The 26,046-nt window shown below is 63.7% G+C and carries 30 protein-coding genes; 15 read left to right on the top strand and 15 right to left on the bottom strand.

Going from position 1 to position 26,046, the window contains the following annotated elements; genetic code table 11:
- Positions 1-18: 18 nt before the first annotated feature.
- Both dsbD and WCB02_RS14985 read left to right on the top strand, forming a co-directional pair.
- Positions 19-1,845: a protein-disulfide reductase DsbD gene (gene dsbD / locus WCB02_RS14990; RefSeq protein ID WP_423959044.1), complete on the top strand. Its 1,827-nt coding sequence runs from the start codon at positions 19-21 to the stop codon at positions 1,843-1,845.
- 36 nt (positions 1,846-1,881) lie between these two features.
- Positions 1,882-2,529: a DsbA family protein gene (locus WCB02_RS14985; RefSeq protein WP_423959042.1), complete on the top strand. Its 648-nt coding sequence runs from the start codon at positions 1,882-1,884 to the stop codon at positions 2,527-2,529.
- 62 nt (positions 2,530-2,591) lie between these two features.
- Here the strand turns inward: WCB02_RS14985 and WCB02_RS14980 are convergent, their stop codons facing one another.
- Genes WCB02_RS14980 through WCB02_RS14965 form a run of 4 tightly spaced genes read right to left on the bottom strand, consistent with a single transcriptional unit; the run spans position 2,592 to position 4,997 of the window.
- A complete protein-coding gene (locus WCB02_RS14980; protein WP_423959040.1) occupies positions 2,592-2,981 on the bottom strand; it encodes a DUF302 domain-containing protein in 390 nt (129 codons plus the stop codon).
- A gap of 54 nt (positions 2,982-3,035) precedes the next feature.
- Entirely contained in the window at positions 3,036-3,239 is a 204-nt protein-coding gene (locus WCB02_RS14975) for a YgaP family membrane protein (protein WP_423959039.1), read from the bottom strand.
- A gap of 31 nt (positions 3,240-3,270) precedes the next feature.
- Positions 3,271-3,714, bottom strand: coding sequence for a thioredoxin TrxC (gene trxC, locus WCB02_RS14970; protein ID WP_423959037.1), 444 nt, complete (start codon positions 3,712-3,714; stop codon positions 3,271-3,273).
- A complete protein-coding gene (locus WCB02_RS14965) occupies positions 3,711-4,997 on the bottom strand; it encodes an NAD(P)/FAD-dependent oxidoreductase (RefSeq protein ID WP_423959035.1) in 1,287 nt (428 codons plus the stop codon). Before WCB02_RS14965 ends, trxC begins: the two co-directional genes overlap by 4 nt.
- 110 nt (positions 4,998-5,107) lie before the next feature.
- Between WCB02_RS14965 and WCB02_RS14960 the strand changes: the two genes are divergently transcribed.
- The 4 genes from WCB02_RS14960 to WCB02_RS14945 all read left to right on the top strand — a co-directional run bounded on the left by WCB02_RS14960 (position 5,108) and on the right by WCB02_RS14945 (position 10,116).
- Entirely contained in the window at positions 5,108-5,419 is a 312-nt protein-coding gene (locus tag WCB02_RS14960) for an ArsR/SmtB family transcription factor (RefSeq protein ID WP_423959033.1), read from the top strand.
- A gap of 109 nt (positions 5,420-5,528) precedes the next feature.
- Positions 5,529-6,518 carry an efflux RND transporter periplasmic adaptor subunit gene (locus WCB02_RS14955; RefSeq protein ID WP_423959031.1) on the top strand — a complete coding sequence of 330 codons (990 nt, stop codon included), beginning with the start codon at positions 5,529-5,531 and terminating at the stop codon, positions 6,516-6,518.
- Positions 6,515-9,745, top strand: a complete 3,231-nt coding sequence (locus WCB02_RS14950) for an efflux RND transporter permease subunit (protein ID WP_423959029.1) — start codon at positions 6,515-6,517, stop codon at positions 9,743-9,745. Before WCB02_RS14955 ends, WCB02_RS14950 begins: the two co-directional genes overlap by 4 nt.
- An 11-nt stretch (positions 9,746-9,756) precedes the next feature.
- Positions 9,757-10,116: a carboxymuconolactone decarboxylase family protein gene (locus WCB02_RS14945; protein WP_423959027.1), complete on the top strand. Its 360-nt coding sequence runs from the start codon at positions 9,757-9,759 to the stop codon at positions 10,114-10,116.
- A gap of 20 nt (positions 10,117-10,136) precedes the next feature.
- Here the strand turns inward: WCB02_RS14945 and WCB02_RS14940 are convergent, their stop codons facing one another.
- Positions 10,137-10,544 (bottom strand): hypothetical protein, encoded by a 408-nt coding sequence (locus WCB02_RS14940; protein WP_423959026.1) that lies wholly within the window; start codon positions 10,542-10,544, stop codon positions 10,137-10,139.
- Positions 10,545-10,710: 166 nt separating this feature from the next.
- Between WCB02_RS14940 and WCB02_RS14935 the strand changes: the two genes are divergently transcribed.
- Entirely contained in the window at positions 10,711-12,267 is a 1,557-nt protein-coding gene (locus WCB02_RS14935; protein ID WP_423959025.1) for a caspase family protein, read from the top strand.
- Positions 12,268-12,448: 181 nt separating this feature from the next.
- The gene (locus WCB02_RS14930) at positions 12,449-12,688 is read left to right on the top strand and encodes a hypothetical protein (RefSeq protein ID WP_423959023.1); all 240 of its coding nucleotides are present in this window, start codon (positions 12,449-12,451) and stop codon (positions 12,686-12,688) included.
- Positions 12,689-12,773: 85 nt separating this feature from the next.
- Here the strand turns inward: WCB02_RS14930 and WCB02_RS14925 are convergent, their stop codons facing one another.
- Positions 12,774-13,712, bottom strand: a complete 939-nt coding sequence (locus WCB02_RS14925) for a LytTR family DNA-binding domain-containing protein (protein WP_423959022.1) — start codon at positions 13,710-13,712, stop codon at positions 12,774-12,776.
- A 247-nt stretch (positions 13,713-13,959) separates the two neighbouring features.
- On the opposite strand from WCB02_RS14925, the gene WCB02_RS14920 reads away from it, so the two are divergent.
- Entirely contained in the window at positions 13,960-15,927 is a 1,968-nt protein-coding gene (locus tag WCB02_RS14920) for a pyrroloquinoline quinone-dependent dehydrogenase (protein ID WP_423959020.1), read from the top strand.
- Between the two features lie 3 nt (positions 15,928-15,930).
- Here the strand turns inward: WCB02_RS14920 and WCB02_RS14915 are convergent, their stop codons facing one another.
- Together WCB02_RS14915 and WCB02_RS14910 are read right to left on the bottom strand one after the other, a co-directional pair.
- Positions 15,931-16,185, bottom strand: a complete 255-nt coding sequence (locus tag WCB02_RS14915; RefSeq protein ID WP_423959018.1) for a PilZ domain-containing protein — start codon at positions 16,183-16,185, stop codon at positions 15,931-15,933.
- A gap of 129 nt (positions 16,186-16,314) precedes the next feature.
- Positions 16,315-16,767, bottom strand: coding sequence for a PaaI family thioesterase (locus WCB02_RS14910; protein ID WP_423959016.1), 453 nt, complete (start codon positions 16,765-16,767; stop codon positions 16,315-16,317).
- 133 nt (positions 16,768-16,900) lie between these two features.
- On the opposite strand from WCB02_RS14910, the gene WCB02_RS14905 reads away from it, so the two are divergent.
- The 3 genes from WCB02_RS14905 (at position 16,901) to WCB02_RS14895 (ending at position 17,741) form a co-directional block, all read left to right on the top strand.
- Positions 16,901-17,032, top strand: a complete 132-nt coding sequence (locus tag WCB02_RS14905; protein WP_423959014.1) for a peptidylprolyl isomerase — start codon at positions 16,901-16,903, stop codon at positions 17,030-17,032.
- 70 nt (positions 17,033-17,102) lie between these two features.
- Positions 17,103-17,399: a hypothetical protein gene (locus WCB02_RS14900; protein WP_423959013.1), complete on the top strand. Its 297-nt coding sequence runs from the start codon at positions 17,103-17,105 to the stop codon at positions 17,397-17,399.
- Positions 17,400-17,483: 84 nt separating this feature from the next.
- On the top strand, positions 17,484-17,741 hold the full coding sequence (locus WCB02_RS14895; RefSeq protein WP_423959012.1) for a hypothetical protein: 258 nt from the start codon (positions 17,484-17,486) through the stop codon (positions 17,739-17,741).
- Between the two features lie 355 nt (positions 17,742-18,096).
- On the opposite strand, the gene WCB02_RS14890 is transcribed toward WCB02_RS14895, so the two are convergent.
- From WCB02_RS14890 to WCB02_RS14875, 4 genes are all read right to left on the bottom strand, one after another.
- The gene (locus WCB02_RS14890; RefSeq protein ID WP_423959010.1) at positions 18,097-18,330 is read right to left on the bottom strand and encodes a DUF6894 family protein; all 234 of its coding nucleotides are present in this window, start codon (positions 18,328-18,330) and stop codon (positions 18,097-18,099) included.
- 141 nt (positions 18,331-18,471) lie between these two features.
- Positions 18,472-18,717 (bottom strand): hypothetical protein, encoded by a 246-nt coding sequence (locus tag WCB02_RS14885; RefSeq protein ID WP_423959009.1) that lies wholly within the window; start codon positions 18,715-18,717, stop codon positions 18,472-18,474.
- Positions 18,714-18,908, bottom strand: a complete 195-nt coding sequence (locus WCB02_RS14880) for a hypothetical protein (protein WP_423959007.1) — start codon at positions 18,906-18,908, stop codon at positions 18,714-18,716. The genes WCB02_RS14885 and WCB02_RS14880 overlap by 4 nt, the downstream gene beginning before the upstream one ends.
- Before the next feature lie 215 nt (positions 18,909-19,123).
- Positions 19,124-19,309: a hypothetical protein gene (locus WCB02_RS14875; protein ID WP_423959005.1), complete on the bottom strand. Its 186-nt coding sequence runs from the start codon at positions 19,307-19,309 to the stop codon at positions 19,124-19,126.
- A 483-nt stretch (positions 19,310-19,792) separates the two neighbouring features.
- On the opposite strand from WCB02_RS14875, the gene WCB02_RS14870 reads away from it, so the two are divergent.
- From WCB02_RS14870 to recA, 3 genes are all read left to right on the top strand, one after another.
- Complete coding sequence (locus WCB02_RS14870) at positions 19,793-19,927, top strand: hypothetical protein (RefSeq protein ID WP_423959003.1); 135 nt, start codon at positions 19,793-19,795, stop codon at positions 19,925-19,927.
- A 178-nt stretch (positions 19,928-20,105) separates the two neighbouring features.
- Positions 20,106-20,483: an NUDIX hydrolase gene (locus tag WCB02_RS14865; protein ID WP_423959001.1), complete on the top strand. Its 378-nt coding sequence runs from the start codon at positions 20,106-20,108 to the stop codon at positions 20,481-20,483.
- A gap of 578 nt (positions 20,484-21,061) precedes the next feature.
- Positions 21,062-22,150, top strand: a complete 1,089-nt coding sequence (recA, locus tag WCB02_RS14860) for a recombinase RecA (RefSeq protein WP_423958999.1) — start codon at positions 21,062-21,064, stop codon at positions 22,148-22,150.
- A 139-nt stretch (positions 22,151-22,289) separates the two neighbouring features.
- On the opposite strand, the gene gcvP is transcribed toward recA, so the two are convergent.
- The 3 genes from gcvP to WCB02_RS14845 all read right to left on the bottom strand — a co-directional run.
- Positions 22,290-25,217, bottom strand: a complete 2,928-nt coding sequence (gene gcvP, locus WCB02_RS14855; protein WP_423958997.1) for an aminomethyl-transferring glycine dehydrogenase — start codon at positions 25,215-25,217, stop codon at positions 22,290-22,292.
- A 147-nt stretch (positions 25,218-25,364) separates the two neighbouring features.
- Positions 25,365-25,730: a glycine cleavage system protein GcvH gene (gcvH, locus tag WCB02_RS14850; RefSeq protein WP_423958996.1), complete on the bottom strand. Its 366-nt coding sequence runs from the start codon at positions 25,728-25,730 to the stop codon at positions 25,365-25,367.
- 70 nt (positions 25,731-25,800) lie between these two features.
- Positions 25,801-26,046: glycine cleavage T C-terminal barrel domain-containing protein (locus tag WCB02_RS14845; protein WP_423958994.1), on the bottom strand; the 246-nt coding region annotated here is incomplete at its 5' end.

Raw genomic sequence — 26,046 nt, 5'->3', positions numbered from 1 at the left:
TTATGACCAGGGATCGTCATGCGAAACGCTCGTCTCCGGACAATCATCGGCTTTCTTGTGTTCGCCAGCGGCGCTGTTGTCCACGCCCAAACGCCGCCGAGTGCCGACCGTGTGTTTCGACTGCACGTTACGCCCGGCACGGCCGGCGCGCTGGAGCTGAGCTGGACCATCGCTCCCGGGAATTATCTGTATCATGACAAGATCGCCGCGACAGGCGCTGGCGGCTCCGCCATCGAACTGCGCACGGATCCAGGGGAGATCAAGGACGATCCGTCGTTCGGTCAGACGGAAATCTATCGCGACCGGGCGCATGCGGTCGTGGCCGCGAAACTCCTGCCGCGGGACGGCGATATCGTGGTGATCTTTCAGGGCTGCGCCGAAAGAGGAATTTGCTACCCGCCGGTGAAAAAGACGGTCGATCCGAGGACGATGTCGGTGGTCGGCGACAGCGCCGTCAAAAGCGAACTGGCCGGTTCGTCCGCGAGGGAGCCGGTTCAGGGCACCAAGGCGGAAGCCTCGTTTGCGCCACTCGGCGCGCTGGCTGGTCCCGCGCCGGAGCCCGCCGGTCTGCAGGGCAATATCGTTGCGGTGCTGCTGGCATTCACCGGCTTCGGATCGCTCCTGGCGTTCACGCCCTGCGTTTTCCCGATGATACCAATACTCTCGGGAATGTTGGCGCGGTCGGGTGATCGCCTGACGGCGTGGCGAGGCTTCGTGCTCTCGGGGACCTATGTTCTGGCGATGGCGCTCGCTCATGCGATCCTGGGCGTCGTGGCGGCGTGGTCCGGGCAGAATCTGCAGGCCGCGCTGCAAACGCCGGCGGTGCTTGCCTCGACGAGCGCGGTATTCCTGGCGCTCGCGGTCTCGATGTTCGGCTATTACGATCTGCAAATTCCGCAATCCTGGCAAACCCGATTGATCGGAAAGGCCTCGCCCCGAGGCGGCTCCCTCGCTGGCGCCGCCATCATGGGATTCGGGTCCGCACTCATTGTCGGCCCCTGCGTAACTCCGCCGCTCGCTGCCGCGCTGGTTTATGTGGCGCAAACCGGCGACATCCTGCGCGGGGCATCGGCTTTGTTCGCGCTGGGGGTGGGAATGGGTTTGCCGCTGCTCGTATTCGGGACCTTCGGTGGCGGCATTCTGCCGAAATCCGGTCCGTGGCTGGCCCATGTGAAACGCCTGTTCGGCTTTGTCTTCGTCGGACTCGCGATCTCGATCGCATCGCGCATATTACCGGACCGGGTTGTTGCGATCCTTTGGGCTGCAATGGCCGGGTCCGTTGCCGCCTATCTCGTCGCCCTGATCGCGGTGAAGCATGATCGGCGTCCCCACTATGTCCTCGCCGCAGCGACGGGTGTGCTGATTGCCATCGTCGTACTCGTCGCCGTATCGTTCGACGACTCCTTCCGCTTGCCGCCGGGATTTGGGGACATGTCCGCATCCGGTTTCGTCGCGACCGCGAGGTCCTTGGAGTTCAAGACCGTGTCGACGCCACAGGCGCTCGACGAGGCGTTCGCAAGGGCAAGACAAGACCGCAGGCCCGTCGTTCTCGATTTTTCGGCGGCGTGGTGCGTCGAGTGCCATGTCATGGATCGCACCGTTTTTTCCGATCGGGTCGTTCGGGAGCGCCTGCGCGATTTCGACCTGATCCGCGCAGATGCGACCGACTACAACGGCGATAGCCAGTCCCTCATGAAACGCTTCGGCGTGGTTGGTCCACCGACGGTGATCTTCCTCGATGCTGAACTGGGCCAGGAAGCGGCGGATACCCGGATCATCGGTGCCGTCGACCCGGCAACGTTTCTCGAACACCTCGATCACCTCGATCATCTCCCGGCGGGCTGAACCCGGTCCTCGCTGGCCAACCCAAGGAAAACCACGATGTCCCCCAAGCGCGTCTCCGCATTGGCGATCCGCCTGCTTTTTCCGCTTGTCCTGTTCGGCCAGGCCGGCCTTTCCCCGGCATGGTCGGATGACGCGCAGGATCCCGACGTGTCTTCGGCCGCCATCCTCAACGATCCCGCTGCTCCGGTCGCGGGAAATCCGAAAGGCGATATCACCATCGTGACGTTCTTCGACTACAACTGCCCGTTCTGCAAGAAAGCCGAGCCTTCTCTGGAACGTGTCGTGAAGGAGGATGGCCACGTTCGTCTGGTCTACAAGGATTGGCCGATCCTCACGAAGCCATCGGTCTACGGCGCACAGCTTGCCCTCGCTGCGAAATATCAGGGCAAATATGACGTGGTCCACGCGGCGCTGATGGCCATTCCCGGCCTCAAGATCCCGGAAGATCAGATGCTCGCCGCGGTGCGCGCTTCGGGCGTCGACATGGACCGGCTCGATGCCGATCTCAAGGCTCATGCCGATGAAATCACCGCGTTGTTGAGGCGCACCCTGGCGCAAGCCGACTCGCTCGGCCTGCAGGGGACGCCCGCCTATCTGGTCGGGCACTTCAAGGTCACCCAGGCGCTGACCTATGAGGGCTTCAGGCGCGCTCTCGCGGAGGCGCGCGCCCAGGCGGGGAGGTAAGCGCCGTCTGCAGCCACGTGACCGCAGCCACGTGACCGCAACCAAAAGCGGCGCCGAGCGGCTCAGGCAATGTCCGAAACGACCCGCTTGAGCAGTTCCCGCACCTGACCGGCGACCTTGCCGAGCTTCGGATTGTCGATCGCACTCATCGAGGCGACGGGATCAACGGCGGAAATCTCCACCGCACCGCCGTCGCGCTGTTGCACGACGACGTTGCAGGGCAGCATCGTCCCGATCTTGTCTTCGAGGGAGAGGGCCTCGTAGGCGAGCTTCGGGTTGCATGCTCCCAGGATGAGGTACGGCCGGAAACCGACGCCGATCTTCCTGTGCAGTGTATCCTTCACGTCGATCTGCGTGAGGACCCCGAAGCCGTGCTTGTTCAAGGCGTCGGTTGTGGCCGCAACCGCGGCATCAAACGGCAGATTGACGGTCTTCGAGAAGTGATAGGTCATGGATCTTCCTTCGGTGAGACACGAACAATCGCCGTGCCGCCAGTTCATCGCGAATTACGAAAACGCGCAGCCGTCCCGCACGCCGAGCTTCCTGAAGATCATTGCCGCAGGACAGAACCCGGTGATCGACGCCTGGAACATGTTCAGCCCGGCGAATGCCGTCAGCAGATACCAGTAGGGACTGACCGTGTAGCCGAGCGCGAGGCCGAGCAGGACGACGAATCCCGCGAACATCAGGACTGCTCTATCTACGTTCATGACATGCTCCTTTGGGATGGTTTGAAATTCGTCAGGACCGGGCGAGCCCGGCTTTCGTCCATGCGACGATCTTTTGCGCGTCCATCGCGCCGGAAATCCGCGAAAGCTCGCGGCCGCCCTGCATCAATAGAAGGGTAGGGATGCCGCTGATCCCAAGCCGCGAGGAAATGGTGGGCGCGGTATCGGCGTTGAGCTTCAAGAGGCGAACCGTGGGCTCGAGCGCCTCGGCGGCGCGCTCGAACATCGGCGCCATCGAGCGGCAGGGACCGCACCACGGCGCCCACACATCGACCAGCAAGGGGATATCGTTGTGCGCCACATGGCGCTCAAAACCCGCTTCGTCGACCTCGATCGGATGGCCGGTGAAGATGGGCTGATGGCAGGATCCGCATCGCGCCGCATCCGGCGACCGATCGGCCGGCAGCCGGTTGATCTTGCCGCAGTGTCCGCAGACGATTTGTTGTCCTGTACTCATGCCGCGGGATCGACCTCCCTGACCTTGGCAATGTTCAGCCTGTCGAGCAGGAAGCGCTCGTAGAAGGGTTCGCTTTCGCCGCGTCGGATCTTGCGCAGGAAGTATTTTTCGAAGGCGACCTTGGCGTAGTGCACCCATTCGCCTTTCGACGACCAGTTGACGTTGCGCGGCGGAATCTGCGGCTGCGCCAGGAAGGCGACGCCGGAATCGCCGAAATCCGCCAGGCAGATGGCGTTCCAGGTCGGCTGTGCCACCGGTTTCCGGTCGCGCAGCAAGGCCCCGATATTGCGGGCCGTTGCAGTGACCATGGATTCGATCATGAAACCGGTTTTCGGCACGCCGACCGGCACGGGCGTTGCTCCGGCCGGCGCGATTGCCACGCAGACACCGATCGCAAAGACATTGCGGTATTCCGGATTGCGCTGATACTTGTCGACGATGACGAAACCGCGGGGATTGGTCAGTTTTTCAATGCCGCGGATGGCTGAGACGCCGCGAAACGCCGGCAGCATCATCGAATAGGCGAACGGCAGTTCATGGTTCTTGCGGACCGAGCCGTCCTCCGCGATCTCCTCGACGGAGATCGTGCCCGGCGCTACGCTCTTCACTCTGGCGCTGGTGATCCACTTGACGTGTTTTTCGCGCATCTCGCTTTCGAGCAGGCCCTTGGTGTCACCGACCCCGTCCAGTCCGAGATGGCCGATATAGGGCTCGGAGGTGACAAACGTCATAGGCACGCGGTCGCGAAGCTTGCGGCGGCGCAACTCGGTTTCCAGAATGAACAGGAACTCGTAGGCCGGGCCGAAGCACGACGCACCTTGCACGGCGCCGATCACGACGGGGCCGGGATCGGCGGCCAGCTTCTCGAATGCCTGCCTCGCCTCGGAGGCATGATCGACATGGCAGATCGATTGGGTATGACCGTCCGGCCCGAGCCCCGGGATCTCGTCGAACGCAAGTTCCGGTCCGGTCGCGACGACCAGATAATCGTAGTCGATCGACACGCTGTCCGTGAGCTCGACGCGGTTTTCCGCTGGATGCAAGCGTTGTGCACCTTGCGTCAGCAGGCGGATGCCTTTTCGATTCATGACGTCGACAAGGTCGACCTCGATCTCGCGGCGTTTGCGCCAGCCGATCGCGACCCAAGGATTTGAGGGGACGAAGTGATAGACCGGCCCCTGCGAAATGACGGTCAGCCGATCGTCCTTTCGCAATTGGGGCAGCAATTCATAGGCCATCAGCGTCCCGCTGAGGCCGGCTCCGATAACAACGATTTCCGCCACTGATTCCTCCTGTGCATTCGGCATCGCCCGTTGCACCGGGTCTTGCTGCCGTCTTGACAAGATATGCGAATATTCGTATATACGCAAGTATGAAAATAGATGGCGCGATCATGGAAGCGGCTGCCGATCAGGCCAGTGATCTGCTGAAGGCGCTGTCCAACCGGCATCGACTGCTGATCATCTGTCAACTGATCGACGGTGAGCGCTCGGTCGGCGATCTGGCCGGGTTCCTGAAGCTGCGGGATTCCACGGTGTCGCAGCATCTTGCGATCCTTCGCAAGGACGGCCTCGTTTCGGCGCGGCGCGATGCCCAGACGATCTATTACTCCATCGCGAGCGGGCCTGCACGCGAGGTGCTGGAGACGCTCTATCGGATCTACTGCGCGCCGAAGCCGCTCGCGAGGGCGAAACGCAGGACATGAGCATTCGAAGGCAGGGCGTTGAGCGAAATCAATAGTTCCCGGCGATTCGAGTGAGAAGTTCACGCGGGCTGGGCCGCCTGCTGAGCGCCAACAAGGTACGGACGGACCGATGCGGAATTTGACGCTGATGGGGATTGTCGCGGCGGCGACGTTGTTTGCGGCCCCCGCATGCGCGGGGACTCTGACCGTTGCGTCGCGCCCGGTTGCCGACGAGAAGGCGGTTTTCGCCACCGTGGAAAGCATCAGCGTGGTGCCGGCGCGCGGCCGCATCAGCGGTACGATTGTCGAGCTCAAAGTCAAGGAAGGCGACAGCGTCACGCGCGGACAAGCCATCGCGGTGATCGCGGACGACAAGCTCGCATTGCAGATGAAGTCGCTGGACGCGCAGATCGATGCCTTGCGGGCGCAGTCGGATCAGGCGCAGATCGATTTCGATCGCACCTCGGGGCTGGTGGACCGCGGCATCGTGCCGCGGACCAAGCTCGACGAGACGCGGACCGCGCTCAACGTCGCCGAAAACGGACTGCGTGCAAAGACCGCAGAGAGGGCGGTCATCCAGCAACAGTTCAATGAAGGGCAAGTGCTGGCTCCCGTCGACGGGCGCGTGGTAAAGCGGACCGTCTCGATCGGCTCGGTCGTGCTGCCCGGCGATACCGTCGAGACGATCGCACAGCAGAACTTCAGGCTGCGGCTGCGAGTGCCGGAACGGCATGCCCGTTTCCTCAAAACCGGCGACAAGATCCGTGTCGATGGCGCCGAGTTCGGCGACCGGGCCGCCAAGTTCGGCGTGATCGACCTGGTCTATCCGCAGATCGAGGATGGTCGCGTCATTGCGGACGCCACCGTTGACGGCTTGGGTGAATATTTCGTCGGCGACCGCTTGAGGGTCTGGATCTCCGGCGGCACCCGAACCGCCTTCGTGATTCCGTCGAACTATGTGACGACCCGCTTCGGGATAGACTACGTCCGTCTCCGTCAGGGCGACCAGACCATTGACGCGCCGGTGCAGCGCGGCCGCGATCTGCCGTTGCCCGAACTCCCCAACGGGCTCGAAATCCTGTCCGGCATTCGCGCGGGCGACCAACTGGTGCAACCATGAATCTCGGTCTGTCCGGGCGGCTGACCCGGGCGACGATCGGTTCGCCGCTGACGCCCTTGTTTCTGCTCGCTTCGCTGATCGTCGGGTTGATGGCCGTCGTCGTCATCCCGCGCGAGGAGGAACCGCAGATCAGCGTTCCGATGGTCGACATCCGTGTCAATGCCGACGGATTGCGCGCGCCCGACGCGGTCGAACTCGTCACCAAGCCGTTGGAAGCGATCGTCAAGGGCATCGACGGGGTCGAGCACGTCTATAGCCAGACCGAAGACGATCGCGTGATGGTCACTGCGCGTTTTCTGGTCGGCACCAAATTCGACGATGCGATCCTTCGTGTTCACGAGAAAATCCGAGCCAATCTCGACCGCATCCCGGTCGGTATTCCCGAGCCGTTGATCGTCGGGCGCGGTATCAATGACGTCGCGGTCACCGTGCTCACGCTTTCGCCCAAGCCTTCGGCCGCCGAACGCTGGACCGACAAGGACCTCTACGAACTCGCCGACAAATTGCGCGCCGAATTGATCAAGGTCGACAACATCGGGCTGACCTACATCTCGGGTGGTGCCCCCCAGGAAATCAGGGTCGAGCCGGACCCCGAGAAGCTGTCGCTGTTTGGCGTCACGCTGCAGCAGCTCGTCGCCAAGGTGAAGGACGCCAATCGCTCGTTCCTGGCTGGAGAAGTCCGCGAAGCCGGGATCGTCCGCAACGTCGTGGCCGGACAGACGTTGTCGGGGATCCCCGATATCGGCCTCTTGCTGATTTCGGCCCGGGACGGACGGCCGGTCTACGTCAAGGACGTCGCGTCCGTGGTCATCGGACCGAGTGTGACCGAACATCGGGTCTGGAACGATGCGCGTGACAGCAAGGGCCAGTGGGAGCGCGTTCCCGCGGTCAGCCTGGCCCTGGCAAAGCGGGCCGGCGCCAACGCGGTTGTTGTTTCCGAGGATATCGCGCAAAGGCTCGAGGGCTTAAAGGCGCGCCTGATTCCCGCTGACGTGGACGTCACGGTCACCCGCGATTACGGCGAGACTGCCAACGAAAAAGCCAATGAGCTGCTGTTTCATCTCGGCCTCGCCACGGTCTCGATCGTGATGCTGATCGCGATCGCGATCGGCTGGCGCGAGGCACTGGTCACGCTGGTGGTGATCCCGACCACGATCCTGCTGACACTGTTTGCCGCGAACCTGATGGGCTACACCATCAACCGGGTCAGCCTGTTCGCGCTGATCTTCTCGATCGGCATCCTGGTCGATGACGCCATCGTCGTGGTCGAGAACATCGCGCGGCATTGGGCGATGAAAGACGCGCGGCCGCGCGTGCAGGCCACCATCGAAGCGGTCGCCGAGGTCGGCAATCCCACCGTCGTTGCAACGTTGACGGTGGTTGCGGCGCTGTTGCCGATGCTGTTCGTGTCCGGGCTGATGGGTCCCTATATGGCGCCGATCCCGGCCAATGCGTCCGCGGCCATGCTGTTTTCGTTCTTCGTCGCGATGGTGGTGGCGCCCTGGCTGATGCTGCGGCTGGCGTCGCGACAGGGCCCCGTCAGCGCGGCGTACGCCGCCCATGACGAAGGCGTGCTCGGCCGCATCTACCGACGCATCGCGACCCCGATCGTGCGCAGCAAGCGTTCGTCCTGGATGTTCCTGATCGGCGTCGGTGTCGCGACACTGCTATCGATGATGCTGTTCGCGACCAAGTCGGTCACGGTGAAGCTGCTGCCGTTCGACAACAAATCCGAGATCGCGGTCATGGTCGACCTGCCCGAGGGCGCCAGCCTCGAAGACACCGAACGGGTGCTGTTCGCTGCCGCCGATGTCGCCCGTGGATTGCCCGAGATCGTTTCCGTGCAGTCCTATGCCGGCACGCCTGCGCCCTTCAACTTCAACGGTCTCGTGCGCCATTATTACCTGCGCGAAAGGCCCGAGCTCGGCGAGCTGCAGGTCAATCTGGCCGCGCGGGGCGACCGCAAGCGGGCGAGCCACGACATCGCGCTCGAATTGCGCCAGCGCCTGAAGGCGATCGGCATTCCCGCCGGCACCAGCCTCAAGGTGGTTGAAGTGCCGCCTGGGCCACCGGTGCTGGCGACCCTGCTGGCCGAAATCTACGGACCCGACGCCGCGACGCGCCGCGCCGTCACCTTCGAGATGAAAAAGATCTTCGCGGAGGTGCCGTTCATCGTCGATATCGACGATTCGATCGGCGAGCCGCGGCCGCGGCTGCGGCTGTCGATCGATCAGGATCGGCTCGAATTCTTCGGCGTCGAGCAGCGCGACGTCTACGATACCATCCAGACGCTGTTCGGCGGCGTCTCGGTCGGCTATTCCCACCGCGGAGAAGACCGCAATCCGATCGGGATCGCCGTCAAGCTGCCGAAGCGCGACCTCGCTTGGACCGAAGCGCTGGCGTCGACGCCGGTGCCGGCCAATACGTTGCCCGGCAGCAAGACCGTTGTCGAACTGGGGCAGCTCGTCAAAGCCCAGGTCGAGGCAGGCGCGCCGATGATCTTTCGGCGCGACGGCCGGTTTGCCGATATGGTGATGGCCGAGCTTGCGGGCCGCTTCGAGGCGCCGCTCTACGGCATGCTTGAAGTCGCCAAGCGCATCGACGCGCACGATTGGGGCGCGCTGCCGAAACCCGTCATCAGCCTGCATGGCCAGCCCACGGACGAATCTCGCCCGACACTGCTGTGGGACGGCGAGTGGGAGATCACCTATGTGACTTTCCGCGACATGGGCGCCGCGTTCGGCGCGGCGATCCTCGGCATCTACGTGCTGGTGGTGGCCCAATTCCGCAGCTTCAAGCTGCCGCTGGTGATCCTGACCCCGATTCCGCTGACGCTGATCGGCATTCTGATCGGCCATTGGCTGCTCGGTGCGCCTTTTACCGCGACCTCGATGATCGGCTTCATCGCACTCGCCGGCATCATCGTCCGCAATTCGATTCTGCTGGTCGACTTCATTCGCCACAGTGGGGGAGAGGGTAAATCCCTGCGCGACGTGGTGCTGCAGGCCGGCGCCGTGCGCTTCAAGCCGATCCTGCTCACCGCGCTGGCGGCCATGATCGGTGCTGCGACGATCCTGCTTGATCCGATCTTTCAGGGACTGGCGATTTCCCTGCTGTTCGGATTGGCCTCCTCGACGCTGCTCACCGTTCTCGTGATTCCCGCGATCTACATCGCATTGCGCGAGCCTTCGCGCTCATTGCCGACTGATGCCACCAAATCCAGCTAGAGAGAGCTGCCATGGACAAGAACTTCCCCGAACTCACCAAACACCTTTCCGCAAACCTGAAGAAACTGCGCAAGGACATCCCCGAGACCATGCAGGGTTTTTCGGCGCTGGCGCAGGCTGCGACCCACGAAGGTGCGCTCGACAAAAAGAGCAAGGAGCTGATCGCACTCGCGCTCGGCGTCGCCGCGCGCTGCGACGGTTGTATCGGCTTTCACGCCGAGGCGCTGGTCCGTCTCGGCGCGACGCGCCAGGAAGTCGAGGAGACACTCGGCATGGCCGTGTATATGGGTGGCGGACCGTCCCTGATGTACGCCGCCGACGCGATCGCGGCATATGAACAGTTCCAGGAGCAGGCAACCGTCGCGGCCTGATCGAGACCGATCGGCCGTCGCTAGATCGGCTCGTAGCTTTCGGAGGTGCAATTGTCCTCGGGGTCGGCACGCTTGCGATCCATGATCTGACCCTCGCTGATGGAGATGCGATAGGTCTGTATCCCGAGCGGCTTGCCGTTCGCGGCCGTCAGCTCGGCGCGAACGCAGGCGGTCCAGCCGAGGCCGCGCACCTCATGGTGCGGCGGCGAGACCTGCACGTTCTGCGGGTACGAGTTGGTCACGAATACGGCATCGAGCTTGTCGCGCACCAGTTGCTTGATGTCAGGCGGTGGATCGGCGGACGGCGGGTCGAACTCCTTGACCCGCATGAATTCCGGCAGCATGGCGTGGCTGTCGGCAAAGCCGCAACCTGACAATACCAGCGCACCGCTCAGCACGCACGCGATATGAACCGACCCCCGTCCCATGGTGCGATGTTACGCCGGGAGTTGGAAAAAAGCGCGGATAGAACTTTGCTTTGCTGCGTCAGCCGATCAAAAGTTTCTGATCATGGCGCGATCAAACAAACAGGCTTCGAACCGCATCGGAAATCCGCGCGTCCAATGGATCATCATTCGATCGGGGAGATGGTCCATGTTTCGCCACATATTCCGCACCGCCTTTTTCCGTACCGCCTTTATCGCAGGCGCGATGTTCGCAGGCATGCCTGCCGCGTTCGCCGAAAACCGCCTAGCGCTGGTCATCGGCGAATCAGCGTATCGCGCGGTGACACCGTTGCCGAATCCGGCCAACGACGCCAAGGCCATGGCCAAGCTGTTGAGCGATGCCGGATTCGAAGTTACCTCGGCCGCCGATCTGTCGCAGAAGGATATGAATCAGAAAATCGGCGACTTCGCCGCCAGGATCGCCAGCAAGGGGTCCGATACGGTGGCGCTGGTGTTCTACGCTGGCCACGGAGTGCAGATCGACGGCGAGAACTATCTGGTGCCGGTGGATGTCGATCCGAAGCGCGAAGCCGACATTCCGCTCCAGGCGGTGCGGCTCGATGACATCCTGAATACGCTGAACTCGGTGCCGAGCAGGATGCGCATCCTGTTGCTCGATGCCTGTCGCAACAACCCGTTCCCGGCGATCAACCAGAGCGCGGGACACGGGCTCGCGCTGGTCGATGCCAAGACCGGTGCGCCTGGCACGTTCATGTCCTATTCGACTTCGCCGGGCGCCGAGGCCGAGGACGGCAACGGCGCTGACAGTCCCTATACCACCGCGCTGCTCGAGGCTGCGCGCGAGCCGGGCGTGCCGATCGAGGAAGCGTTCAAGCGCGTGCGGGTTGCCGTCAACAAGGCGACCGACGGACGCCAGACGCCGTGGGAAAGTTCTTCGCTGACCGAAGATTTCAAGTTCATGGCCGGCAACGGTCCGGCGTCCGCCAATGCCGGTCCGATGCCAATCGCAGCCAAGCAAACGGTCGACGATTGGCGACGCCAGTTGCAGGGCAAGCCGGTCGACGTCGCGCACGACATGGTGGTGGCTGACGATTCGGTGGAAGCCTATCAGGCGTTCGTCGCGCTCTACGTGCAGTCGCCATTCGCAGCCGAGGCCCATGTTTGGCTCGACCGTCAGCACAGGATGCTGGCGTGGAACGAGGCGGTGCTGATCAACACGGCCGCCAGCTATCGCGCCTTTCTTGCCGCCTATCCCGACAGCGATTTGACCGCGACCGCAAACAGGCTGGTCGAGCGGCTGCGCTATCGGCCGAGCGTCCAGCCGGTGGTCGCTGCCCTGACCAGTGCGCCGAGCCAGCCGGCCATCGCCTCGCTCGGCCCTTGCGCGACACCGCCTGCAACACCGCCGGTGCTTCTGAAGAAGGCCGACGTGACGCCTGTCCCGCACGATCCGGAGCCGGCGGTGCACGCCGTCGTGCTGCCGCCGCGTGATCCCGTGCCGCCGGTGCATACCGGTGTGTTGCCGCCCGGCCGCACTGTGGCGTTGCCGCCGCGCCAGCCGCCGCCGGCGCGGACCGTGATGGTGCCGCCACGTCCGGTCTCGGCCTATAACGGCGGCGTCGTTTATCGCCGCCCGCCCTTCCGCGGAGGATATTACGGGCCGGTCGGCTTCCGCATGGGATTGGGCGGCGGCTACGGGCGCGGCCCGATCGGCTTCCCCGGGCGGTTTCGCGGCGGCTATTAGCGTTGGCACAAATTGCGATGTCACATGATTGTCAGGATGCAGACCGGCCTTGCGGCCGGTCGCTGGCGTCTTGCCGGTCAAACCCTGCTGAAACGTGCCAGGCGAGTCGGCTGACGGGGTTTGCTGTCGCGCGATGGCGCTGTAACGTCGCCGCGGGCGACGACAGGGGAGTTGATCCGCAATGAAGACCTTGGCGATAGCGGCGGTGTTGCTGGCGTTGTTGGCGTTACCCGCGCAGGCCCAGATGGGAGGAGGCGGAGGCAAGCACAATCGCGGCGGCGATACGAAATCCGAGGAGCAAAAGCCGAAAATAGATGAGAAGGCCTACAAGGAGGCGCTCAAGCGCATTCCAGATCCGAAGGAAAAATACGATCCCTGGGGTGTGGCGCGGCCCGCCGATTCCGACAAGAAGGCGAAGTGATCGCGTTCAAGTGAGCTGCTTGCACGAGAACGCTTCGACGGAACGACCTGACCAATTGTTGATCTGCATCAACGCAAATGGCCGGTCAGGCCGCGATCTCTGTCACGGCTGCCTTGAAACGTCGACTGCCGGCGACCGTCTCGCCGGTATCGAGACGAACCTCGAAATCTCCTGACGCGCGCCATTCCAGCGCCACGATGCGTCGGGCATTGATCAGTCGGCTCCGATGCACGCGCACGATGCCGAACGGCGCCAGCCGCGCCTCCTGGTCTTGCAGCGTCGTGCGGATCAGATGAGCGCGTCCGTTCGTCAATTGGTATTCGACGTAATTGCCGGCCGAGGTGACCGAGACGATCTCGCTTGCATTGATCAGGATACTGGTGCGACCGTCGCGCAGCCAGAGCTCCGCGGGCGTGGCTGGAGCGCCCGCTGCCGTCGGCGCAACCGCTTCGGCTGCGGCCGGCGCCGCAAATGCGGAGGGACGTTCGCCAAGCCAGAAGATCACGACAAAGGCGGTGTAGGCGAACAAGTCCTTTGGAAACTCGTAGGGAATCTCGCGCATCCACGGAAAGCTGTATGCCCATCCTGCGAACCGGTACGCCGCTTCGCGCAGCAAGCCCATGCCGGCGATATGCAGCGCCGAGAAGGCCAGCAGCAACAGCGCAAGTGCAATTCCGAGGAAGAGCAGTCGGTGCATGGCCGTCTGGATCAACCTTGCCCCGGTTCTCGCCAGCGGCAATAGCGCGATGATGACGATGCCGCTGGTGATTTCCCATAGCGCCGGTTCCCAGAGATTGTGAGGCGCACCCAGCCGCCACGCGATGTCGCGCGCAATCGAGAACGTGCCGACGCAGTTGGAGATCACGATCAGGGCGGTGACGATGGCATAAACGCCCGGAACCGCGAGGCGTGGGTCCGCGCCGCTAGTCCCTGCGCCCTGCTTTTCGTCACCCGAAACAAGCCATTCGTCCCATCGCGACTGGACAGAAGAGGGTGCGGCCAGTTGGAATAGCGATCGAAGCATGGGGCGAAGGTGCGTTCTGAGAAGCGAGGCCACGGCTGTGATCATTCTACATCGTGTTCTCGCCGCGGCAAAGCCGCGCAAGGCTGTCCTGGCTGCGCTTGCTCGGCTATTTCAGGCGGCCGCGCTGATATCCGCGCTGGCCCCTCTCGCGGCTGCACCGCCCCCCCCAACGGCTGCGCCAGGCGCTCTAACGGCTGAGCCAGGTTCTTTAGCGGCTGCGCCGGGCTCTTTAGCGGCTGCGCCGGGCTTGGGCTGGGAATACTGGGGCGGCGACCAGGGCGGAACGCGGTTCTCGTCGCTCGCGCAGATCACCCCTGACAATGTGGATCGACTCGTCGGCGCCTGGCAATTCCGCACCGGTGATCTCGACAGCCGGCCGCCGGCCGTGATGGCGCGGACCAAGTTCGAGGCGACGCCGCTGTTGGTCGAGGACAGCCTGATCTTCTGTTCGCCATACAACGAGGTGATCGCGCTTGATCCCGGCACCGGAACGCAAAAATGGCGTTACGATCCAAAGGTCAGCAATAGTGAACGCCCTGCCAACCGTTACGTCTGCCGCGGTGTTGCTTATTGGGTGGATAGCCACGCCGCTGAAGGCGCTGCCTGCCGCAGCCGGATCTTCATGGGCACCAATGACGCTCGCGTGATTGCGCTCGACGCAAGAACCGGCGTTCCCTGCGCCGATTTCGGCGATCACGGCGAAGTCCGGATCGAGATCGGCAAGGAGCTGTTGTGGCCGGGCGAATTCCAGATCACCTCGGCGCCGGTCGTCAGCCGCGACGTCATCGTGGTGGGCTCCTCGATTGCGGACAATGTCCGCGTCGATGCGCCGCGCGGCACGGTGCGCGCCTTCGATGCGCGCAGTGGGCAGCCGCGCTGGAGCTTTGATCCGCTGCTTCACGACGGCATCGAGGCAGGTCATGCCAATGTCTGGGCGCCGATCTCGGCGGATGACGAACGCGGGCTGGTATTCCTGCCGACGACCTCGCCAAGCCCGGATTTCTGGGGCGGCAAGCGGGTCGGCAATGACGAGCACGCCAATTCGGTGGTCGCGTTGAAGACCGAGACCGGCGAACTGGTCTGGTCGTTCCAGACCGTGCATCACGATGTCTGGGACTATGATCTGCCGGCGCAGCCGACGCTGGCTCGGATCGATACCGGCGAAGGAATGCGCGATGTCGTGATCCAGCCGACCAAGCAGGGTTTTGTCTTCGTGCTCGATCGCGACAGCGGAAAGCCGGTCTGGCCGGTCGAAGAGCGCGCGGTGCCGCAGGGCGGCGCCGAAGGGGAAAGGCTGTCGCCGACCCAGCCGTTTCCGACCCATGTGCCACCCTTGATGCCGCAGCGTTTTTCGCGCGACGACACATTCAAGCCGCTGCCGTTGATCGGCAGTCCGTCATGTGATGCGCAGTTCGCCAACGCCCGCAATGACGGGCTCTACACGCCGCCCTCGACCCAGGGTACGCTGGAGTTTCCGATGACCGGCGGCGGCGTGAACTGGGGCGGCGCGGCCTTCGACCCCGTCCACCAGATCCTCTATGCCAACACGAGCTACGCCGTGCATCTCATCAAATTGCTGCCGGTCGCCGAGGCGGAGGGCTTCACGCCGCCGCGCGGCGTCGAGCTGGGGCGGCAGCGCGGCGCGGCCTTTGCGATGACGCGCAGGGTCGCGATCTCCAGTCTCGGCCTGCTGTGCAACAAGCCGCCCTGGGGAACGCTGGTCGCGCTCGACCTCAGGGCCGGAAAAATTCTCTGGCGCGCGACCGTCGGCACCACCGAGGATCGCGCGCCGCTGGGGCTCGCCTTCGGATGGGGCACGCCGCTGGTCAATGGTGTCGTGATCACGGCGGGAGGCCTCGTCTTCACCGGCGCGATGGACGCCTATTTGCGCGCCTACGACGCCAGCTCCGGGCAGGAGCTCTGGCAGGGCAGGCTGCCGGTGCCCGGCGTCGCCAATCCCATGACCTATCTGTGGCAGGGCGAGCAGTATGTCGTCATCGCTGCCGGCGGCCATTCCGAAGAAGGCACGACGATCGGCGACAGCGTGGTGGCGTTCCGGCTGGCGCGGCCGGGGGAAGCGCCCACGCTGTGGTCGCGCACCATCGACCGTCCCGGCGGCCGCTTCATGGGCGGCGCCGGCGCGGCGCTGCTCGTGATTGTGCTGATAGCGCTCTCGTGGTGGCGCTGGCGCTGGCGCCGAAGCCAAGTCGGGTAGTGTTCATTCGAACACCACGCCGATCTGCTTGTCATGACTCCAGACCGGATGGCAGCGGCGCTTGAAGTGATCGGCCGCGATCACGAGGGTGAAAACCTCGGGCAGGCCGCGCGGATCGACGACATCGACGCGCGCGCCGGACGACGAGATGTTTCGCACGACGCAGTCCACGGCGCCGCCGTCCGGGAACGCCAGTCTGCCGCCCTTGAACACCCGGTGCCGGGGTGATGTCCGGTGCTCTGAATTGGTCTCGCTCATCGGCATGGCCCGCATGTCGCCATTTTAACCCAAATTAGCCGCCTCGGATTGAGGGCGGATAAACGCGAATATGTCCACCGGCGCCGATCCATTTACGCTTGATTTACCATGTTTCCGAAACACGCGCTCTCACAGCATTGCAAAAGCGCTCGAAACCATTGCTACCGGCTTGTTGTCGGCGACGCTCGACAGCGTGACGCGGCCGAAACTCATGGTGCGCCCGAGCCGGACGACGCGCGCGTCGGCCAACACGTCGGAAGAGGTGACGGCGCGGATGAAATGCGTGGTCTGATCCACCGTCGTCATCGGCCGGTATCCGCGGTTGGCGGCAAGGATCGCGATCACCATCGCGGTGTCGGCAAGGGCCATCAGCGCCTGGCCGCAGACGATGCCGCCGTGCCGGCATAGCCGCTCGGAGAAGGCCATGCGCAGGATGGCGCCAGGTTGCCAGTCGGCTGCAGCGTCGGGCGGCGGCCGGTCAGCGATGGCTTCGACTGAAAGCTCGAGATCCCTGACCCATGGCGCGAACACGTCGGCGAGGACACCCCTGGCCTCGTCGATATCGAATTCCCGATCCTGCATGAACGCCGGTTCCTCACCTGATTGCGGTTTGGCCACCTTAAAAGGTGTTCGCCGAAAGCAACATACGCCTTGGTTCGGCTTGAAAAGGCCGGCATCGCGACCGTATGATGCGGGATGGGGCAGAGGGGCCGCCATGCTTCGGCGATGGGGAATTGTGGTTGGTACGATCGCGCTGGGCCTCGTGCTGAACGGCTGCACCAAATGCGGTCCGATCTGGGACGACTGGATGCCGCCGCCGAAATCCTGCAAATCGGATCATTTATAGTCGCCAGACCTCGCTTGGCGCTTCGGCTTGACCGGTGATATAGCGCAGGCAAAAGACAGGGGAGCATCCGATGAAAGTTCTTCGCATTGCCGCGACGGTCGCCTTGCTGACCTTGCCCGCCTATGCGCGTGCGCAGATGCCAAACATCAATCTGATTCCGGAAACCGTCTCCAAGACTCCCGAGGAGAAGGAACAGGAAGCGGAGAGGGACAAGGCCTACAGGGAATCGCTGAGAAAGATTCCGGACGCGAAGGCCTCGTCCGATCCCTGGGGCACCGTGCGCAGCGACACGCCCAAAGCTGCGCCCGCCGACAAGAAGGCCGCCTCCGCCAAGCCGAAGACCAAGACCGGCAGCAACGCCAACTGACGGAACCGGAGGTCCGAATCGGACTCCAACCGGCTTGTCAATGCGCCTATATTAACTCCGTCGTTGTTGTAGCGGAGTTGCGACATGGGCGCTCGCCCGCGCGATCTTGCCAGCCGGATGGCAAGCGAAGCGGCAAGAGATCGGGTGACCGGCCGGCGGAAGCCGGACGACGGTTATCTGCGCGCGACCTTCACGCTGCCACGTGAAGAGGCGAGGGCTAAGGCGCGCGATTTCCTCACCCGCTATCCCAAGGCCGGCTACATGAGCGCGGTCGAAAGCTGGCGCGAACTGCCCGGCGGCGAGATCGAGTTCACTATGCGCCGGCTGCCGAGCGCCGACTGAACGATCTTCAGCGCGAATCGAGATGAGATTTGATCCTCTCTCCCAAGCTGAAAACGTCATTCGAGGTGTTCTTTAGGGCTCCTGGAGGGCGGCCTAGACGGGGTGGTCGCGCCCAGCAGGGCACCGGATTTGCGGTCGATGAAATGAATCCCGGTGCAGGCTTTGCAAATGACGGTTTCGTGGGTCGCACTTGCGTCGCTCGAAAGAGGCTCGTCCGCGATCCAGTGCTGAACGTTCATGCCCGTCCGGGGGCACTTGAAAACAATATGACTCATGCTGCCACTAGATTCGCACGGTCGGCGCGGTTCCCTTTGATCTAGATCAAAGCCCACCCCTCGGTGACGAAATGGCGTGGCTAATCAAGCGTTTCCGACACGATCCGGATGCGGAATACCGGCTGCTTGGACTCGTCCAGGAGCTCCAGTTGCCACTCCGAGTTCTGCTTGAGCTTGCGCGATATACCGCTGACCATATCGGCGCAGACGCTGGTCATCTCGGTCCACGCGGCGTGGCGGTCGGGGCATTCGGTGCCGAGTTCGGACGCACCGGAAAACCGGCCATTTCGGATACGAAAAAAATAGAGCGGCATGGCAGACCCCATGCATGATGCCCGCCCCAAGCCCATGGGATTCCGCAAGGTGGATCAACAGTGCAGGCGCGGAACAGCGAGATCAATTCCGGGAGACTACGGGCAGGAAACGTCGCCTCAGGCTCCGGCATGATTTTGCCGTCATCCCATCCTCTCGCGGCGCAGCATCAGCCTGACGATTTCGGCGCGCGCCCCCGGGATCGGCGTGAGCCCAATGACGTCGTTGGCCTGGCTCAGGATCCGTGTCTGGGACGAGAACGGCAGCTCGTTCCAGCACAGCATCGCGGCGGCTCCGAGATGCTGCAGAATCTGTTCGTCAGTTGGTCGCAGCGGATCTTCTGTCGCCGTGTCTGATGCCTGATCCCTGATCGGCCGGTCGGCGTTCATTCGCTCTCCGTGATCCGGATCAAGCCGTCGCCGGTGACGATCGGGCCCTTTTCAGCCAGGACGACAAAGCCGAGCGTCACCAGCTTCGTCAGATGCGCTGCCGGGATAATGGGGTCGGGCGAGGCGACCGCAACCTCAATCAACGAGGCGAACTCTTCGGGCGTCAAAAGTTTTGGCGTATGGACGGTCATCGGCGACCTCATGGGCTCGGGCGTATCGTCGGACTCTTTCGCATCCCAGCAAATGAAACCGAGCCCCGAACGACTTTGCGTTCGGGGCCCGGCGTCAACGTCGGAGCTCCCCAGGGGCAGTTCGGCAATGACAGAATTATGATAGGCGATCGCCGCAACGCGGCGTTGAGCGAAATCAAATATCTTCGGGATGCGGGCAAGACGACCGCGCGCGATTACTCGAACAGCTTCTCGGGTGCGACCGTAAGACGGTACGCAACCTCGGCTGTGCCGTCCAGCATTTCCAGCACGTGGTCGCAGAGCGGGCAGCGAAACGCGCCTGGGGTACCCCGCCGCGAGTCCAGTTGAAGCCGGCGGAAACCGGCGCTGCATTCGGGGCAAATCACGTCGCCTTTTTTCATGGGCTCATCATGCCCTGCGGCGTTGACCGTTCCAAGACGTCCGTGCTGTCTGAGCCGAAAGTTGATCGCGGCCGCATTGGTGCGGCTGTCACCGGACTCTTCTCGCACGGGCCGTGACGTCCCCATGACAGTCCGGGTGACATGCGATTGCCGAGCGCGAGCAGTGCTCGCCTGAGACAGCCGGAACACCATCAGGGGCCAGGCACGCGGCCTCCTTCCGGGAACTTCGTTCCCCTTCGGAGAACACCGGAGGCCACGGGCAAAACGGCTGCTGCTCAAAAAAGGGACCGGCAGCGCTCGCGATTGGAACCCGACGAGAGGTCGCGACTTGTTCGATGGCAAATTCCATCTCGCCTGCTCCGCTCGAGTGTCCAATCCATGAAGCTGTTGGTTCGTTTGCTTCGCCAGGTCCGGCAAGGCCATGCGCATCCTGCCGAGATCGACATGTCGTCCGCCATCGGTCGACTCCAGGATCGCTCCAGCATGGCCGATTTCGTCCGCATCCTGCGCGCGCAGGACAGCAAGCTGGCCGCCGAAGCCGCGCGGTGTCGCGCCACGATGGACGCTGCAGCCGAACGGAACAACCTGGTTGCTCTCGAGGACGAAGCATCGGGCTAGAGGCTGGCGCGCGGAGATTGCCTTCGAATCGGGCTGCGCCATGCTCGGCCGGCGAGGTATCCGGAGACGATTGTGCGATCGGGGCTCTTGCAATGGAAATATCTTGCGGAATTTTTGTCGCGCCGGTCAAAGATGCTAACGTTGTGCGATTCCGCTTTGGACGTTGCGTCGATGGGACATGGCTAAGTCATCAAAACTGATCGCCGCCAAGCGCGGCAGGGTTCTTCTCGTCAGGCGCCGCAGCGACGGCCTGTGGATGTTTCCGGGTGGCCGCAAACGGGCGCGCGAAAACGACAAGGACTGTCTGCGCCGCGAGATCAGGGAAGAGCTTCCCAAGCTGAAGCTTGGCCGGCTGCGGCTGTGGAAAGAGGTCAAGGCCAAGAACCGGCATTCGGGCCGCAAGATGAGCGATGCCATCTTCATCGCCGAAAAGGCCTCGGGCCGGCTGGCGATCGGCGACAAGCACGAGATCGATCGCGCCTCGTGGCGCAAGCCGCGCGGCATCCGCCTGACGGCGACTTCCCGGTACATCCGGGACAAGCTGTTTCCGAAGTGAGGCGGCGTGGCAAGGTCGGTGCAAAGGATCGCGCACGATTGCGAGCTGGAGCTTGATCCGGAAAGGCATGCCCTCGGGCTATGGTTGTGCAGCGGTTTTCTCTCGCGACAAACGCGCAACGCGCTTGCGCGCGGATCATGCTCAATCAAACGTGGATCGCCTCACAAGCGATCATTGCTGACTGCCGCGTAGGCACATGATTTGAATTTGAGGCGAGTGTCAGGCTCTGGCGGCAGCTTCGGCGGCTTGCCGCTCACGCGCGAATCTCCCGAACGCGGAAGATGCGGCCCGACGCACTTTTGCCGGGTATCAAGTGCGCCGGGCCTGGGCGATGCACCGTCGGTGCCTTGCTTGGCAGTAAACCAAGCAATACTCGTGCCGATCTGGGGTCACTCGTCGATGCAACTCCGAGATTCGACCGAGAGAGGCTCATAGGCGCCAAAAGTGTCCGGCAGCGGCTTCTCGTGAAAAGAACATATTGCGAACATGGAACAGATGGGGTACGTTGTTACTAACCACCGGCCCGTTTCGTTAACCATTTGTCGCCCAAGCGAATCCCCGCCATAAGGAGTTAGGCCATGACCGTCCCCGCCCTGCGCATCGTCGAAGGTTCCTCAATGGATAAGAGTAAGGCGCTGGCCGCAGCGCTGTCCCAGATCGAGCGCCAGTTCGGCAAAGGCTCGGTGATGAAGCTCGGCAAGAACGACCGTTCGATGGACATCGAGACCATTTCCACCGGTTCGCTCGGGCTCGACATCGCGCTGGGCGTCGGCGGACTACCGAGGGGCAGGGTGGTCGAGATCTACGGGCCGGAATCTTCAGGGAAAACCACGCTGGCGCTGCACTGCATCGCGGAGGCACAGAAGAAAGGCGGCATCTGCGCCTTCATCGACGCCGAACATGCGCTTGATCCGGTCTATGCGCGCAAGCTCGGCGTCAACGTCGACGAACTCCTGATCTCGCAGCCCGATACCGGCGAGCAGGCGCTGGAAATCTGCGACACGCTGGTGCGCTCCGGCGCGGTCGATGTGCTGGTGGTGGACTCGGTCGCGGCATTGGTGCCGAAGGCCGAACTCGAAGGCGAGATGGGCGAGTCGCTGCCGGGCCTGCAGGCACGGCTGATGAGCCAGGCGCTACGCAAGCTCACCGCCTCGATCAACAAGTCGAACACCATGGTGATCTTCATCAACCAGATCCGGATGAAGATCGGCGTCATGTACGGTTCGCCGGAAACCACCACTGGCGGCAACGCGCTGAAATTCTATGCTTCCGTCCGGCTCGATATCCGCCGCATCGGCGCGATCAAGGAGCGCGACGAGGTGGTCGGCAACACCACGCGGGTGAAAGTGGTGAAGAACAAGCTGGCGCCCCCGTTCAAGCAGGTCGAGTTCGACATCATGTATGGCGAGGGCGTCTCCAAGATGGGCGAGATCCTCGATCTCGGCGTCAAGGCCGGCGTGGTCGAAAAGTCCGGCGCCTGGTTCTCCTATGACAGCCAGCGGCTCGGGCAGGGCCGCGAGAACGCGAAAGCGTTCCTGAAGGCCAATCCTGACATGAGCGCCAAGATCGAGACCTCGATCCGACAGAACTCCGGGTTGATCGCCGAGCAGATCCTGGCTGGACCTGCCGAGCGCGATGCCGACGGCGAGGAGCCGGCGGAGGAGTGAGACGGGTTTGAGCCGTTATTCGGATAGTCCGCTGTTCGCGGGCTGATCCGAAATAACGATGCGGTAACAGCCAAGCAACACAATTTCGAGATTCCGGGTTCGCGCTATCGCGTGCCCCCGGGATGACTGCTTGCGGCTGTCACTCCGCCGCCTGTGCGTAATCCGTAACCGGCGGGCACGCGCACACCAGGTTGCGGTCGCCATGGACATTGTCGACCCGGCCGACCGGGCTCCAGTATTTGTCGGTGCGCGAGGTCTTTTCCGGAAAGCAGCCCTCGGCGCGGCTGTAGGCGCGAGCCCACCCCTCGTCGGCGATGTCGTGCACGGTGTGCGGGGCGTGGCGCAGCGGCGAAGCCTCGACGGTGAAGCGGCCGCCCTCGATCGCGGCGATCTCGCGCCGGATCGCGATCATGGCGTCGCAAAAACGGTCCAGCTCGGCCTTCGATTCGGATTCCGTCGGCTCGATCATCAGCGTGCCCGGCACCGGAAAGCTCATGGTCGGGGCGTGGAAGCCGTAATCGATCAGCCGCTTGGCGATATCGTCGACGGTGACACCGCTCGCCTGCTTCAATCCCCTGGGATCGACGATGCATTCATGGGCGACGCGGCCTTTGGCGTTGCGGTAGAGCACCGGGAAATGCGCATCGAGTCGTGCCGCGACGTAATTGGCGTTGAGGATCGCGACCTCCGTGGCGCGGGTCAGGCCGTCGCCACCCATCAATAGCATGTAGATATAGGAGATGGTCAGGATCGACGCCGAACCGAATGGCGCTGCCGACACCGGCCCGACCGCTTGCGCCGTGCCGCGATCGATTTCGGCCTGGCTGGCCGCAGGCTGACTTGTCGCAGGATGGGCTGGCAGGAACGGCGCCAGGTGCGCTCTGACGCCGATCGGCCCCATGCCGGGGCCGCCGCCGCCATGCGGGATGCAGAACGTCTTGTGCAGATTGAGGTGGCTGACGTCGGCGCCGTAGTCGCCGGGCCGGGCGAGCCCGACCTGCGCGTTGAGGTTGGCGCCGTCGAGATAGACCTGTCCGCCGTGGCCATGAACGATGGCGCAGATCGCGCCGATATGTTCCTCGAACACGCCATGGGTCGAGGGATAGGTGATCATCACCGCCGCAAGATTTTTCGCGTGCGCGTCCGCCTTGGCGCGGAGATCATCAACATCGACATCGCCGCGCGCATCGCACCCGACCACCACGACGTCCATGCCGGCCATGTGGGCGGACGCAGGGTTGGTGCCGTGTGCGGAGGAGGGGATCAGGCATACCCTGCGATGAGCTTCGCCGCGGCTTGCATGATAGGCGCGGATCGCGAGCAGGCCGGCATATTCGCCCTGCGCGCCCGAGTTCGGCTGCAACGAGATCGCATCATAGCCGGTGATCTGGCACAGCCATTGTTCCAGCCGCGCAAACAGCGCGTGATAGCCGTTGGCCTGCTCGCGCGGCGCGAACGGATGCAGCGTTGCAAATTGTGGCCAGGTCAGCGGGATCATTTCCGTGGTCGCGTTGAGCTTCATGGTGCAGGAGCCCAAGGGGATCATCGCGCGATCGAGCGCGAGGTCGCGATCACTGAGCTTGCGCATATAGCGCAGCATCTCGGTCTCCGAGCGGTGGGCGTGGAACACCGGATGGGTGAGGAAGCGGCTTGTCCGCTTCAGCTCGGACGGCAGCGCTTCGTGCGCGGTCGCCGCCACCTCGGCATAAGCGAGGCGGCCGCCAAAGGCGCGCCACACCGCCTCGACGATTTCGGGCGTCGTGGTCTCGTCGAGTGCGATGCCCAGCGTGCCCTCGCCGAGGCGCAGATTGATCTTTTCCGCCAGCGCCCGCGCCACGATCGCGTCGCGCTGGTTGCCGACATCGACCGTCACCGAGTCGAAGAAGGCATCGCACGCGCGCGCGAAGCCGAGCTTGCGCAAGCCTGCCGCCAGCACCGCCGTGCGGCGATGCACGTCGCGCGCAATCTGCGACAGCCCCTCCGGCCCGTGATAGACCGCGTACATCGAAGCGATCACGGCCAGCAGCACCTGCGCGGTGCAGATGTTCGAGGTCGCCTTTTCGCGGCGGATGTGCTGCTCGCGGGTCTGCAGCGCGAGGCGATAGGCCGGCATCCCCCGGCAATCCACCGAGAGGCCGACGATGCGGCCGGGCAGTGAACGCTTCAACGCGTCGCGCACCGCCATGTAGGCCGCATGCGGACCGCCATACCCCATCGGCACGCCGAACCGCTGCGCGGAGCCAATGGCGATATCGGCGCCGAGCTCGCCGGGCGAGGCGAGCAGCGCCAGGGCCAATAGATCGGCCGCGACGATGGCGATCGCCCCCTTGCCGTGCAGCGCCGCGATCGCCGGCCGCAGATCGCGCACGGCGCCCGACGTGCCAGGATATTGCAGAATGCCGCCGAACACATCGGCCTGCGCCAGATCGACCAGGGGATCGCCGATGATGAGCGTCCAGCCCAGCGGTTCGGCGCGGGTGCGCAGCACGGCGAGCGTCTGCGGATGCACCTCATGGTCGACGAAGAAGGATTTCGTGTCGGATTTTGTCTTGGATTTTGTCTTGGCCTGCGCCGTGCGCTCGGCCAGCGCCATCGCTTCCGCCGCCGCGGTCGCCTCATCGAGCAGCGAGGCGTTGGCGACATCGAGCCCGGTGAGATCGCAGATCATGGTCTGGAAGTTGAACAGCGCCTCCAGCCGGCCCTGGCTGATCTCGGGCTGATACGGCGTATAGGCCGTGTACCAGGCCGGGTTCTCCAGGATGTTGCGCTGGATGACCGCGGGCAGGATCGTGCCGGAATAGCCTTGGCCGATCAGCGAGGTGAAGCAGAGGTTCTGTGCAGCGAGCTGGCCCATATGCGCCAGTGCCTCGGTCTCGCTCAGGGCACGGCCGAGGGTGAGCGGAGCCTCCTGCCGGATCGTCGACGGCAGCGTCTCTGCCATCAGCGCGCCGAGGCTAGCGGCGCCGACCGTTTCCAGCATCGCCGCGATATCGCGCGGCGAGGGGCCGATATGGCGGCGAACGAAGGAGGTTGCGGCGGCGTCGGCCGGCTTGAAGGGCGCGTTCATGGGGGTCCTTATTCGTCGTCATGCCCCGCGAATGCGGGGCATCCAGTAAGCACTGGCAGTAGCGATTGAACCGAGACGCCGCGGCATATTTGATCGTCCGCTTTCACAGGCGATGACGCCGTGGGCTTGGCGGCTTGCTTCCTCATCTCACGCCGTGTGCGCGTTGTAGGCGGCTTCATCCAGCAATCCGCCGAGCTCACTCCTGTCGGCGATCCTCATCTTGAAGAACCAGGCCTTGCCGCCGGCGTCCGAATTGACCAGCGCGGGCTCGGCCGTGATCGCCTCGTTGACCTCGACCACGTCGCCCGTGATCGGCGCATAGACGTCGGAGGCGGCCTTGACCGACTCCACCACAGCTGCGGCCTCCGCCTTCTTCAGCGCGCGGCCGACTTTCGGCAGTTCGACGAACACGACGTCGCCGAGCTGCGACTGCGCGTAGTCGGTGATCCCGATGGTGGCGACATCGCCGTCGATCTGGAGCCATTCATGATCTGGCGTGAACAGCGTGGTCATGAGCATCTACCCTCGTTTGCGTCAGCGGTTGCAAATCTTGGTCCACAAGTCTTGGTCAATAAGTGTTGCTTTAGCGTTTGTAAGTGTTCGGAACGAACGGCGTGGCTGCGACCTCGAGCGGCAGACGTTGGCCGCGCAACTCCGCAAACAGCTGCGTGCCCGGCGCCGACAGCGCTGCCGGCACATAACCCATCGCAAGGGGAGCATTGAGCGTCGGGCCGAACCCGCCGGAGGTCACCGCGCCGATGGGGGCGGACGACGCGCCATCGGCGAACAGGCTTGCCCCTTCGCGCACCGGCGCCCGGCCCTCTGGCCG

Origin of the sequence: Bradyrhizobium sp., from assembly GCF_049581145.1 — a bacterium.
Taxonomy (GTDB): Bacteria; Pseudomonadota; Alphaproteobacteria; order Rhizobiales; family Xanthobacteraceae; genus Bradyrhizobium.
The sequence above is the reverse complement of the archived record's forward strand: the minus strand, read 5'-3'. Positions and strand labels throughout refer to the sequence as shown.